At 74.1% G+C, this 12,458-nt stretch carries 12 protein-coding genes; 6 read left to right on the forward strand and 6 right to left on the reverse strand.

What is annotated here, in order from left to right:
- Positions 1–109 precede the first annotated feature (109 nt).
- From AB0M80_RS17540 to AB0M80_RS17550, 3 genes are read right to left on the reverse strand one after another with little or no spacing between them, the layout of a single operon-like run.
- Complete coding sequence (locus AB0M80_RS17540; RefSeq protein WP_364565346.1) at positions 110–841, reverse strand: VOC family protein; 732 nt, start codon at positions 839–841, stop codon at positions 110–112.
- A gap of 58 nt (positions 842–899) precedes the next feature.
- Positions 900–1,667 (reverse strand): maleylpyruvate isomerase family mycothiol-dependent enzyme, encoded by a 768-nt coding sequence (locus AB0M80_RS17545; RefSeq protein WP_364565349.1) that lies wholly within the window; start codon positions 1,665–1,667, stop codon positions 900–902.
- Positions 1,657–2,118 carry an SAV_6107 family HEPN domain-containing protein gene (locus tag AB0M80_RS17550; RefSeq protein ID WP_364565794.1) on the reverse strand — a complete coding sequence of 154 codons (462 nt, stop codon included), beginning with the start codon at positions 2,116–2,118 and terminating at the stop codon, positions 1,657–1,659. Before AB0M80_RS17550 ends, AB0M80_RS17545 begins: the two co-directional genes overlap by 11 nt.
- A gap of 1,178 nt (positions 2,119–3,296) precedes the next feature.
- Here AB0M80_RS17550 and AB0M80_RS17555 point away from each other — a divergent pair.
- Positions 3,297–3,809, forward strand: coding sequence for a YbaK/EbsC family protein (locus AB0M80_RS17555; RefSeq protein WP_364565352.1), 513 nt, complete (start codon positions 3,297–3,299; stop codon positions 3,807–3,809).
- Positions 3,806–4,378, forward strand: a complete 573-nt coding sequence (locus tag AB0M80_RS17560; protein ID WP_364565355.1) for a GNAT family N-acetyltransferase — start codon at positions 3,806–3,808, stop codon at positions 4,376–4,378. The genes AB0M80_RS17555 and AB0M80_RS17560 overlap by 4 nt, the downstream gene beginning before the upstream one ends.
- A gap of 18 nt (positions 4,379–4,396) precedes the next feature.
- On the opposite strand, the gene AB0M80_RS17565 is transcribed toward AB0M80_RS17560, so the two are convergent.
- The 3 genes from AB0M80_RS17565 to AB0M80_RS17575 form a co-directional block, all read right to left on the reverse strand.
- Positions 4,397–5,266 carry an EamA family transporter gene (locus tag AB0M80_RS17565; RefSeq protein ID WP_364565796.1) on the reverse strand — a complete coding sequence of 290 codons (870 nt, stop codon included), beginning with the start codon at positions 5,264–5,266 and terminating at the stop codon, positions 4,397–4,399.
- A gap of 217 nt (positions 5,267–5,483) precedes the next feature.
- Entirely contained in the window at positions 5,484–7,172 is a 1,689-nt protein-coding gene (locus AB0M80_RS17570; protein WP_364565358.1) for a DUF885 domain-containing protein, read from the reverse strand.
- 70 nt (positions 7,173–7,242) lie between these two features.
- Complete coding sequence (locus tag AB0M80_RS17575) at positions 7,243–8,127, reverse strand: methylenetetrahydrofolate reductase (RefSeq protein WP_364565361.1); 885 nt, start codon at positions 8,125–8,127, stop codon at positions 7,243–7,245.
- A 95-nt stretch (positions 8,128–8,222) separates the two neighbouring features.
- Between AB0M80_RS17575 and merB the strand changes: the two genes are divergently transcribed.
- From merB to AB0M80_RS17595, 4 genes are all read left to right on the forward strand, one after another.
- The gene (merB, locus tag AB0M80_RS17580; protein WP_364565364.1) at positions 8,223–8,912 is read left to right on the forward strand and encodes an organomercurial lyase; all 690 of its coding nucleotides are present in this window, start codon (positions 8,223–8,225) and stop codon (positions 8,910–8,912) included.
- A gap of 61 nt (positions 8,913–8,973) precedes the next feature.
- The gene (locus AB0M80_RS17585; RefSeq protein ID WP_364565366.1) at positions 8,974–10,065 is read left to right on the forward strand and encodes a polyprenyl synthetase family protein; all 1,092 of its coding nucleotides are present in this window, start codon (positions 8,974–8,976) and stop codon (positions 10,063–10,065) included.
- Between the two features lies 1 nt (position 10,066).
- Positions 10,067–11,539 (forward strand): phytoene desaturase family protein, encoded by a 1,473-nt coding sequence (crtI, locus tag AB0M80_RS17590; RefSeq protein WP_364565369.1) that lies wholly within the window; start codon positions 10,067–10,069, stop codon positions 11,537–11,539.
- A complete protein-coding gene (locus AB0M80_RS17595) occupies positions 11,536–12,456 on the forward strand; it encodes a phytoene/squalene synthase family protein (protein ID WP_364565372.1) in 921 nt (306 codons plus the stop codon). Before crtI ends, AB0M80_RS17595 begins: the two co-directional genes overlap by 4 nt.
- Positions 12,457–12,458: the final 2 nt, after the last annotated feature.

The raw sequence follows: 12,458 nt of genomic DNA on the forward strand, positions 1-12,458 counted from the left end.
GGCAACGCCGGCGAAACACTCGGCCACGACCGCGGCTCTTTCCTCCTGGCAGAACACGGCCACCGGCCCTGGTCCCCGGCGCTCCCGCCGGTGGAAATACCCAGCCGGGTCAGCGCGGAGTCAGCACGCAGAACTCGTTGCCCTCCGGATCCGTCAGCACGCGCCACGGCAGCGCCGGACCGCCCAGGTCCGCCGGCGCGGCACCGGCCGCGACGACCTCCGTCACCGCCGCGGCGTGGTCGCTGCCCGCCGGAGGGGCGACATCCAGGTGGACGCGGTTCTTGACCCGCTTGACGTCGTCGTTGCGGAGGAATTCCAGCCACGGCCCCCGGCCGGACGGCGCCCGCAGTCCCACCAGGACGTCACCTTCCCGGGCCTGGACCGGCCAGCCGGTGATCCGCGTCCAGAAGCCCGCCAAGAGTTCCGGGGCGTGGGCGTCGACCAGGATGGAGGCGACCGCGCCCGTGTCCGCGTACTGCTCGCGGGGTTCGAGAACGCAGAACTCGTTGCCCTCCGGATCCGCCAGCACCACCCACGGCACCGCGCCCTGCCCGAGATCGACCCGGCGGCCGCCCAGCTCCAGGGCGCGCGCCACCAGCTCGGCCTGGTGCGCGGGGGTCGTGCTCGCCAGGTCCAGGTGGATGCGGTTCTTCACCTCCTTGGGTTCGGGTACCGGCACGAAGACCAGATCCAGGCCCCAGCCGTCGCTCTCCGGGGCGCGCACGTCGACCTCGTCGGCCTCCTCGACGGCGACGCGCCAGCCGAGCAGCGCGGCCCAGAAATCCGCCAGGACTTCCGGCTGCGCCGCGTCGATCACCAGGTTCTCCAGGCGCGTGTTCATGCGCCGCAGGCTAACCGCCACCTCCGACGATTCCGGTTCGGCTTCCCCACCGGCCGGGTCATCGGGTCGCGAGCCGCAGCAGCGCCCAGAGCTGGGCCGCCTGGTCGTGCACGCCCCGCACGGTCACCGAGGTCAGGGACGCCCGCCCCCAGAGCCACAGGTAGATCTGCGCGGGTGGAGCCGTGACCACGTCGTCCGCGGCCTCGGCCTCCTCGGCCGAACAGCGCCAGGCGTCCGTGGTGACGGGTCCGGCTCGCGCGATCCAGCTGTGCGCACCGGCCCGGACGCCGACCGAGCCCGCCTTCGTGCCGGTCAGGCCGAGCATCGGCAGCTTCTGCCCGAACCACAGGGTCAGCACCTCGTCGATGCCGTCGATCGCGACGTCGTCGGGCACGCCGTGCGAGTCCCCACCGGCCGCCTGTTCGACGTCCACCCGGTGGACGACGGTCTCGTGCAGCATCCGCCGGCGCCAGAACCCGTACGTCCGGTCCGCGGGCCACCAGGTGTCGGCGCGCTCCTCCGGGTCGTGCGCGGCGAGCTCGTCGAGCAGTTCGGACAGGCCCGCTTCCAGGAACTGCTGCAGGCTCTGGCCCGGCTCGGGGTCGCGCGGCCAGTCGTCGGGGCTCCGGCCCTCGGCCAGCCGGCGCCGGATCATCCGGTAGATGCTCCCGACGTGCCGGGCGACCTCGCCGATCGACCAGCCCGGGCAGGCGGGCACCGGGGCCTCGGTCGGCGCCGCGTGCACGGCCTCGGCCAGCAGCCTGCCTTCGATTCCCAACGCCGTGAGCAACCGCCCCTGGTCGACCGGGCCGTGCTCACGCGACATGGGCTTCCCCGGTGATCGGCAGGCCGTGCACCAGACGGCGGACCAGTTCCAGGAACGGCGCGGCGGCCCGCACCAGCCCGGCGGCCGACTCCGCGGTGACCTTGCCGGTGATGCCGGCCTGCGCGGCGGCGCGCGTGGCCGAGTTGCTCGCGAAGAAGGCGGACCACTCCCGCAGTTCGGGAGCGACGGAGTCGAGCAGCACCCAGGTGCTGGCGGGACGCGCCCGCCCCCGGTGCGGACGTCCTCGCGCGGTGAGCACCGCGGCGGCGCCCCGAAGCGCGGCGAGGTAGGCGCCGATGAAACGCTCGGCGGGCTGGGTTTCCCGCTCGGCCTCGGCGAGCCCGCGCCGCGCCTGGGCGAGCAGGCCGGCGGCCGCCGGAGAAGCGGGCGGGCGCAGGGACATGGGGAGCTGGGACTGGTCGGAGTCCGCGCCGGGCGGGCGCAGCGCCATCGGCAGCTCGGGCTGCTCGGAGCCGGCGGCAGCGGAAGTCGACGCCACGGACGGCCGGGCCTGGCCCGGGTCGGCAGGGATCGGCAGGTCAGAGGCCGCGCCGACAGCCACTGACCGGGCCGCCGGAGACGACGCCACCGCGGACCGGGCCTGGCCCGGGTCGGCAGGGATCGGCAGGTCAGAGGCCGCGCCGACAGCCACTGACCGGGCCGCCGGAGACGACGCCACCGCGGACCGGGCCTGGCCCGGGTCGGCAGGGATCGGCAGGTCAGAGGCCGCGCCGACAGCCACCGACCGGGCCGCCGGAGACGACGCCACCGCGGACCGGGCCTGGCCCGGGTCGGCAGGGATCGGCAAGTCAGAGGCCGCACCGGCAGCCACCGACCGGGCCGCCGGAGACGACGCCACCGCGGACCGGGCCTGGCCCGGGTCGGCAGGGATCGGCAAGTCAGAGCCCGCGCCGACAGCCACCGACCGGGCCGCCGGAGACGACGCCACCGCGGACCGGGCCTCGCCCGGGTCGGCAGGGATCGGCAAGTCAGAGGCCGCACCGGCAGCCACCGGCCTGGCCGCCGGAGACGACGCCACAGGCCGCCGAGACTGCGCCGAGCCCGCAAGGACCGGCAGCTCGGACTGACCGGAGTCCGCACCGGCAGCCACCGGACGGGACTGCCCCGAAGCCGGCCGCTCGGACCGGACGGAAGCCGCATCAGCAGCCACCGGCCGGGACTGCCCGGATTCCGCAGCAGGAGTCGACGAGCACAGCAAGATCGGCAGCTGGGGCTGCCCGGAGTCCACCGCCGGGGCCGACGAACGCGGCCGGGGCTCGGCCGACAAGCACTGCCGGGACCGCCCGCGGTGCGGGCCGGCCGGGGCCGGGGCCGGCTGCGGGCGCAGCGACATGGGCAGCTCGGACTGCCCGGGATCCGTGGGGGACACGACCTTGACGGACATGACGACCCTCCTCCTGCGCGGGGTGAGCCCGATCGGGGGCCCGGTGCCGAGACGCTTCCCCCGTCCCGGTACCGGGCACCTGACCGGTGCGCGCTCACCAGATGTCGAACGCTTGTTCGAACAATTTCCAGAGTAACCCCGGACCCGGTGCGCGCTCAACCCCAGGGGGCCATCCCCGGACGTGGTGCGGGACACCGGATCGGTGGCGTGATCTCATAGGGTTCATGAGTTCGCTGGAGCACCCCGCCGTCGCCAAGGTGGCGGCCGCGCTGGCCGAAGCCGGGCAGCACGCCGCCGCCGAGGGCATCCGTGTCCTGCCCGCCGAGGTCCGGACCGCCGCTCAGGCGGCCGAAGCACTCGGCGTGCCCGTCGGGGCCATCGCCAACAGCCTCATCTTCCGCCTGGGGTCCGACAAAAACGCGCTCCTCGCGCTCACCTCCGGCGCCCACCGGGCGGATCCGGCGACCCTCGCCCGGCTGGCCGGGGCCGAAATCGGCAAGGCCGACGCCGACTTCGTGCGGGCGCACACCGGGCAGCCGATCGGGGGCGTCGCCCCGGTCGGGCACCCCGAGCCGCTGCCGACTCTCGTCGACACCGCGCTGCGCGCCCACGACGTCGTGTGGGCCGCGGCCGGGCACCCGAAGGCCGTCTTCCCCACGACCTTCGCCGAACTGGTGGCGTTGACCGGGGGCACCCCGGGCGCGCTCGCCGGCGGCGAGGAAGATGGGCAGCCGTGACCGCGATGCCCGCCGGCTGCTCCCGCTACGTCCAGCTCTCCGCGGAGGAGTTCCGCGCCCGCCTGCCCGAAGCGCTCGACATCTACGTCCGGGCGATGCGGTACCCGGCGGGCACCGCCGAGCAGCGCGCGCCGATGTGGCTCACCCACGCACTGCGTGAGGGCTGGCGCTGCATGGCCGCGCTCGACGCCGACGACGTCCTGCTCGGCGTGGCCTACGGCTACCGCGGCCGGGCCGGGCAGTGGTGGCACGAGCAGGTGCGCCACGGACTGAGCCGCCGGTCCGGGGCCGCCGAGGCCGACCGCTGGCTGTCGGACTACTTCGAGCTGACCGAGATCCACGTCCGGCCGGAGAACCAGGGCCACCAGATCGGCGAAGACCTGCTGCGCAGCCTGCTCGAGGGCGTCCCGAACGCGAACGTGCTGCTGTCGACGCCCGAGGGCACCAGCCGGGCGTGGAAGCTCTACCGCCGCACCGGCTTCGTCGACGTCCTGCGCGACTACCACTTCGCCGGCGACCCGCGGCCGTTCGCGATCCTGGGGCGGGCGCTGCCCCTCGACCCGCGCTGAGCCGAGGGGCAGCGAGCTTCAGCGCGGTTCCGGGCGCCAGTAGCCGACGACCAGCGCCGCGACCAGCACGGCGGCGCCGCACCACGCCGTGACGCTCAGCCGTTCGCCGAGCAGCGCGGCGGACAGCACCGCGGCCGTCAGCGGCTCGAGCACGGCCGACAGCGCGCCGAGCACCGGGTGCGCGTCCGCCAGTCCGCGCAGGTACGCGGCGTAGGCGAGCGCGGTGGGGACCGCGCCGAGGTAGCAGACGACCGCGAGAACGTCCGCGTGCAGCGGGATCGCCATGCCGGACCAGCTCGCGACCGGGAGCAGCAGCAGGCCGCCGGTGAGGCAGCCGAACGCCGTCGTCGGCAGCGGCTCCAGGCCTTCGACCGGCTTCGCGGTGACCAGGGTGAGGGTCGCGAAGCCGGCCGCCGCGAGCAGCGCGAAGCCGAGGCCGCCCAGCAGGTGCGCGGGTGCCTCCGGCGACCAGCGGAGCAGCACCAGCCCGGCGACGGTGCCGGCCACCGACACCAGCGTCCAGCGACGGGGTTTCCGCACGCCGGCGAGGGTGACGATGACGGGCGCGGCGCCGATCGTGGTCATGGTCGCGATGCTGACGGAACTGAGCGCGACGGCGGCGAAGTAGCTCGCCTGGAACAGGGCGAAAAGCCCGCCGACGGCGGCGATGCGCTTGGCCGCGCCCGCGGTGCGCGGGAGGGCGCCGCCTTTCAGGACGACGAAGAGGGTCGCGACGCCACCGCCGACGAGCAGCCGGTAGGCGGCGACGGCGAGCGGGTGGAGGCCGGCGAGTTCGCCGAGCAGCGAGCCGGCGAGGCCGCCGGTGCCCCACAGGACACCGGCGAAGACGAGCGCGGCCGAAGAACGGGCGCGCGTGGGCAAAGACAGCAAGGGAACGCTCCTGCGTCGAAGGAAAGGGAGATCGACGACGCGGGGCGGTGCGCAAGACGAAGCAGCCGCGGGCCCTGAAGACCACGCGGCGAGGGACCACCCCGCTCAGGCGCGAGGCGGTGGGGTGACGAAAAGGATTCGGCGCACGGAGCAAACCTAACGGGGATACGCGAAGCGGGGCCACCGGTTTTCCGGTGACCCCGCCCACGAACACTCAGTCCAGTCCGGCCAGCTGCTCCCGCAACGTGTCCAGCCCCATCCCGCCCATCTTCAACGCCTCCGTGTGGAACCGCTTGATGTCGAACCCGGCCCCCGCCCGCGCCTGGGCCTCCGACCGCGCCGCGAGCCAGAGGCGCTCGCCGATCTTGTACGCCGGGGCCTGGCCGGGCCAGCCGAGGTACCGGTCGATCTCGTCGCGGACGTGGGCCTGGTCCGTGATCGTGCGGGTCAGCATGAACTCCAGGCCCAACTCCGGCGTCCAGCGCGATCCCTCGTGGAACCCCGTGCCCGCCGGAATGGTCAGCTCCAGGTGCATGCCCAGGTCGACGACCACCCGGGCCGCGCGGAACAGCTGCTCCGACAGCATGCCCAGCAGGTCGCCGTCGTCGGACAGGTAGCCCAGTTCCTCCATCAGGCGCTCCGCGTACAGGGCCCAGCCCTCCGCGTGGCCCGACGTGAACGCCATCAGCCGCTGGTACTTGTTCAGCCCGCCCGACTGGTCCACCGCCGTCGCGATCTGGAGGTGGTGGCCCGGAGCTCCCTCGTGGTACACCGTGCTCGTCTCGCGCCAGGTGACGAACTCGTCGCGGCCGGCGGGCAGGGACCACCACATGCGGCCCGGGCGGGCGAAGTCTTCGCTCGGCGCCGTGTAGTACGCGCCGACGCCACCACCCGGCGGGGCGATCTTGCACTCCAGGGCCATCACCCGGTCGGAGATGTCGAAGTGCTTGCCGCGCAACGACTTCAGCGCGTCGTCGGACAGGCGCTGCATCCACGCCTCGAACTCGGCGCGGCCGCGGACGCGGTAGCGCGCGTCGGCGTCCAGGATCGCCGCGGCCTCCGCCGGGGTCGAGCCCGCCTTGATCCGGTTCGCAACCGCGCGCATCTCGGCCTCGATCCGGGCGAACTCCGCCCAGCCCCACTCGTAGGCCTCGCGCAGGTCCAGGGCGGCGCCGACGAAGTACCGGGACCACAGGCGGTAGACGTCCTCGCCGACGGCGTCCTTGACCGGGGCCTTCGGTGCCAGCTCGGCCCGCAGGAACCCGGCGAACTCCGCGAACGCCTCCTCGGCGGCCCGCGCGCCGCGCGCGAGATCCGCCTTCAACGCTTCGCCCTGCGCAGACGCGCCGTCGACGAGCTCGGTGAAGAAGCCCGTCTCCTCCTGCAGGCCTGCCCACGTCTCACACTGCTCCGCGACCTTCGCGACCTGCCGCAGCGCCGCGACGTGCCCCGCGTCGGCCGCCGAAAGCAAGCCGCTGCGGAGGCCCGCGAGCGCGCGCGGGACCTCGCCGATCCGGGCCGAGACGACCGACCAGTCCCGCTCGGTGTCCAGCGGCATCAGGTCGAACACCATCCGCAGGTCCTGCACCGGGCTGGCGATGACGTTCAGGCTCGCCACGTCGAGGCCGGCCTCGTGGATCTCCAGCTCCAGGCCGACGCGCTCGGTGAACACGGCCTTCGCCGCCCGCTCGGCGGCGTCCCGCGGCTCGGCAGCGGCGACGGCGGCGTGCGCCCGCGCGGCCAGCCCGGCGCGTTCGGCGAACCCGTCCGCCGAATAGTCGGTCAGCTGGTGGTCGTGGCCGAGGACGCCGTGGACGGTCGCCGCGACCGGGTCCACGGCCACGTAGTCGTCGACGTAGCGGTCACAGATCTCGTGCACGCCTTCGGAAGCAGTAGAAGCCATGCGCCGCACGCTACCGGGCCCCCTGTGCCCGGTGGTACGGACTTCAGTCGGAGCGCGGGTCGTCCCGGCCTCAAGCGCGAGCCGGGACCAGCCCCAGCCTCGCGATCACCTCGCGCGTCGCCTTCGACCGGTTGAACGTGTAGAAGTGCAGGTTCGGCACCCCTTCGGCGATCAGCTTCTCGCACAGCTCGGTGACGACGTCGATGCCCTCCGCGCGGAACGCCTTGGGGTCGTCGGCCAGCGGTTCGAGCCGGTCTAGGAGCTTCCGGGGCGCCGGCGCCCCGGACAGCTTGATCGTCGTCTGCAGCGTCCGCAGCGTCGTCAGCGGCATCACGCCGGGCAGGACCGGCACGTCGCAGCCGGTCGCGGCCACCCGGTCGCGCAGCCGCAGGAAGTCCTCGGCGTCGTGGAACAGCTGCGCGATCGCGAAGTCCGCGCCCGCCCGCAGCTTGCGGACCAGGTACTTCGTGTCGGTGTCGAGGTCGGGCGAGCGCGGGTGGCCGTAGGTGGACGCCGACACGCCGACGCAGAAGTCGCCCAGCTCGCGCACGAGCTGCACCAGCTCTTCGGCGTAGTTGAGGCCCTCGGGGTGCGGGATCCAGTCGCCGTAGACGTCGCCCGGCGGGTCGCCGCGCAGCGCGAGGATGTTGCGGACGCCGACCGAGGCGTACCAGCCGATCACGTTGCGCAGCTCGGCGACGGAGTGGTTGACCGCGGTCAGGTGCGCCATCGGCACCAGCGTCGTCTCGGTCGCGACACGGGCGATGCTGCGGATCGTGCCGTCGCGGCTGGAGCCGCCGGCGCCGTAGGTGATGGACATGTAGGCCGGGTCGTACGGCTCGAGCTCCCGGATGGCTTTCCAGAGGACGGCCTCGTCCGCCGTGTCCCGGGGCGGGAAGAACTCGATGGAGAACTTCGGCCCTTCTCCTCGCAACCGCTCGATCACCGACGTCATACCCGCATGTTAAGGGCCACCGCCCGGTATCCGGGAGCCCCCGTCCGCCTCGCGAGACAGTCATTCGAGTCACCTTCGACGACTAAACTGGAGCGGTGAGGGACGACGACACGAGCTGGGACGAGGATGTGCGCCTCGCGGTCTACCACGCCTTCGCCCGCCACGGCCGCGCGCCGGCCGCCCCGGAGCTGGCCGACGCCGCGGGTGGGTCGCTGGCCGTCGCGAAACAGGCCCTGCACCGCCTCGCCGGCGCCCACCACCTGGTGCTCGACGAGTGCGAGCACGTCGTCCTGGCCCACCCGTTCGCCGCGAAGTCGCTCGGCTTCTCCGTGATGGGCTCGGCCACGCTGTGGTGGGGCGGCTGCGCGTGGGACTCGTTCGCCATCCCCCACCTGGTCGACGGCGAGCCGGAGGTGCTCGTCGCGACCCGCTGCCCCGGCTGCGGGCAGCCGCACGCGCTGGTGGTGAACCGGACGGCGCCGCCCGAGGGCGGCCAGATGGCGCACTTCCTGGTGCCCGCGGCGCGGATGTGGGACGACGTGCTGCACACCTGCGCCCACCAGCGCCTCTTCTGCCGCGAGTCCTGTGTGGACGCCTGGCTGGCGGAAACCGGCCGGACCAAGGGAGCGGTGCTGGACCTGGCCACGCTCTGGCAGCTCGCCCGCGGCTGGTACGCGGGGCGGCTGGAGCGCGGCTACCGGCGGCGCGAACCGGACGACGCGGCCGCTTACTTCGCCGAAGCGGGTCTCACCGGGCCGTTCTGGGCGGCCACGGCCGGAGTCTGATTCGCCACATCGGGGTGCCCCGGCGGCTCCCGCGCCCGCGGGTTCGGCGAGTATTACGGGCATGAACGCGCCCGCCGCCGACACCGACCTGCCCGTCCACGTCGAGCGCGCGCTGGCCGGGTTCCTCGATCGGGCGGGTACCGCGATCCTGGCCACCGAGCCGACCGTGGCCGCCGGGATCGACGCGCTGCGCGGGTTCGTGCTGAGTGGTGGCAAGCGCTTGCGCCCGACGTTCGCGTGGTGGGGCTGGCGCGGCGCGGGCGGCGATCCGGCCGGCGCGGACGCCGAGGGCGTGCTGCAGGCGGTGTCCAGCCTGGAGCTGATCCAGGCGTGCGCGCTGATCCACGACGACCTCATCGACTCCTCCGACTCCCGCCGCGGCTTCCCGACGGTGCACATCGCGGGCGCGAAGCTGCACGCCGACCGGGGCTGGCTCGGCTCGCCCGCGACGTTCGGGCTGGCCACCGCGGTGCTGGTCGGCGACCTGGCGCTGGCCTGGGCCGACGACATGTTCGCCGAGGCGCCGCTGCCGGCGCAGACCCTGGCCGCGGCCCGCCCGGCCTGGCGCGCGATGCGCACCGAGGTGCTCGCCGGGCAGTACCTCGACGTCCGCACGCAGGCCACCGGGGACGCCTCCGTCGAGGCCGCGCTGAAGATCGACCGGCTCAAGACCGCCGCCTACACCGTGCAGCGGCCGCTGCACCTGGGCGCCGCGCTGGGCGGGGCGTCGGAGGAGCTGATCGCCACGCTGCTGGAGTTCGGCGGCGAAGTGGGGGTGGCGTTCCAGCTGCGCGACGACCTGCTGGGGGTGTTCGGCGACCCGTCGGTCACCGGCAAACCCGCCGGCGACGACCTGCGCGAGGGCAAGCGCACCCTGCTCGTCGCGCTCGGCCTGCAGCTCGCCGCGGAAAAGGGCGAGCACGCCGCGGCGACGGTGATCGCGGACGCGATCGGCGACGCGGACCTGTCCGACGAGGGCGTCGAAACCGTCCGGATGGCGTTGCAGCAGGTCGGCGCGATCGACGCCGTGGAGCGGCGGATCGACGAGCTGACGACGGCGGCGATGGCCGCGCTCGAGCGCGCGCACCTGGCCGAGCCCGCGCCCGAGGCGCTGACGGGGCTGGTCGTCAAGGCCACCCAGCGGACGTACTGACGTGCGGCGGATCGACGGTCCGGCCGACCACGTCGTCGTGATCGGGGCCGGGCTGGCCGGGCTTTCGGCGACGCTGCACCTGCTCGGCGCGGGACGCCGGGTCACGCTCCTGGAACAGGCGGACGTCCCGGGCGGCCGGGCCGGGCAGCGGAGCTTCGACGGCAACGCCGTGGACACCGGTGCGAGCGTGTTGACCATGCCGGAGCTCCTGGCGGAGGCGTTCGCCGCGGTCGGCGAGCCCCTGGCCAAGAACCTGCGCCTGACCAGGCTGGATCCGGCGTACCGGGCGCGGTTCGCCGACGGTCGCGAGCTGGCGCTGCGCACGGACGGCGACGCGATGGAGGCCGAGATCCGCGCCTTCGCCGGCGCCCGCGAAGCAGCGGGTTACCGGGCGCTGCGGCGCTGGCTGACCGAGCTGTACACCGTCCAGAAGGACCACTTCCTGGCGGCGAACTTCGACTCGCCGTTCGACCTGGCCCGCCCCGAACTGGCGAAGCTCGGCGCGCTGGGCGGGTTCGCCCGGCTCGGCCCCCGCGTCGCCCGGTACCTGCGGGACGAGCGGGTCCGGCGGCTGTTCACGTTCCAGGCGCTCTACGCGGGTCTCGACCCGGCCCGCGCGATCGGCGCGTACGGCGTCATCGCCTACATGGACACCGTCGGCGGCGTCTACTACCCCGAAGGCGGGATGGGCGAGATCGGCCGCGCGATGACCGGCGCGGCGGCCCGGGCGGGCGCGGACGTGCGGTTCGGCACCGAAGCCGCGTGGCTCGAGCGGGTGTCTTCGCGGGTGCGCGCGGTCCGGACGCGCTCGGGCGAGCGGATCGCCTGCGACGCCGTCGTGCTGGCCACCGAGCTGAGCACGGCCTACCGGCTCCTCGGGGCGCGGCCCCGCCGTCCGTTGCCACTGCGTTATTCGCCGTCCGCCGTGGTCCTGCACGGCCGCGCCGCCAAGGCGTGGGACCTCGGCCACCACACGATCTTCTTCGGCGACGCCTGGGAGCGGACGTTCGCCGAGATCATCCGCGAGGGGAAGCTCATGAGCGACCCGTCGCTGCTGGTCACCCGGCCGACGGCGACCGACCCGGGGCTCGCCGGGCGCGGCGGCGAGATCGTCTCGGTACTCGCGCCCGCGCCGAACCTGAGCCGCGGGCCGATCGACTGGGACCGCGTCCGCGGGCCGTACCGCGAAGAGCTGCTCCGCACGCTCGAGGCGCGCGGACTGGCCGGCTTCGGCGACGAGTTCACCGTCGACGAGACGATCACCCCGGCGGACTGGGCGGCGCGCGGGCTGGCCGCCGGGACGCCGTTTTCGCTGGCGCACACGTTCGCGCAGACGGGCCCGTTCCGGCCGGCGAACCTGGTGCGCGCGGCGGGCAACGTGGTGCTCGCCGGCTGCGGCACCACCCCGGGCGTCGGCATCCCGCCGGTGCTCATCTCCGGACGGCTCGCCGCGGGAAGGATCACCGGCCGGTGAACGAACTCGACGCCGCGGGCATCACCGACCCGGCCCTGCGCGCCGCCTACACCGCGTGCCGCGACATCAACGCCCACTACGGGCGCACGTTCTTCCTCGCGACGCGGCTGCTGCCCGCCCGGGCCCGGGCGGGCGCGCACACGCTGTACGGGTTCGCGCGGATGGCCGACGAGCTGGTCGACAACCCGGCACCCGGCAGCGATCCGGCGGCCGAACTGGACCGCGTCGCGGCCATGGTCGACGTCGTCTTCGCGGGCGGGACACCGGACGACCCGGTGCTGGTGGCGCTGTCGGACACGGTGCGCCGGTACGGCCTCCCGCGGGACCTGTTCGACGCGTTCCTCGAGTCCATGCGCAGGGACCTCGAGCCCACCGAGTACGCGACCTTCACCGACCTGGGTGAATACATGTACGGCTCGGCCGCGGTGATCGGGCTGCAGATGCTGCCGGTGTTCGGCACGGTCGGCCCGCCGGCCGACGCTTCGCCGGGAGCGATCGCGCTCGGTGAGGCGTTCCAGCTGACGAACTTCCTGCGCGACGTCGGCGAGGACCTCGACCGCGGCCGCCTCTACCTGCCGCTGGAGGAGCTGGCCGCGTTCGGCGTCTCGCGTGAGCTGCTGGAGCAGCGGCGTCCCGACCCGCGGATCCGGGCGGCGCTGGCGTACTTCGTCGCGCGGACGCGGGCGGTGTACCGGCGCGCCGAAGCCGGTGTCGCGTTGCTGCGCCCCGAATCGCGGCCCTGCGTGCGGGCGGCGTTGACGCTGTACGAAGGGATCCTCGACGAGATCGTCGCGCTGGACTACGACATCCTGACGCGGCGGGCCGTGGTGCCGAAGCGGCGGAGACTGGTGGTCGCACTACCGCCCTTGGCCGCGACGTGGGCGCGCGAAACGTTCGGCGCCGGTCGTAGGCTGTGATC

The sequence above is a fragment of the Amycolatopsis sp. NPDC051045 genome, assembly GCF_040682955.1.
GTDB lineage: Bacteria > Actinomycetota > Actinomycetes > Mycobacteriales > Pseudonocardiaceae > Amycolatopsis.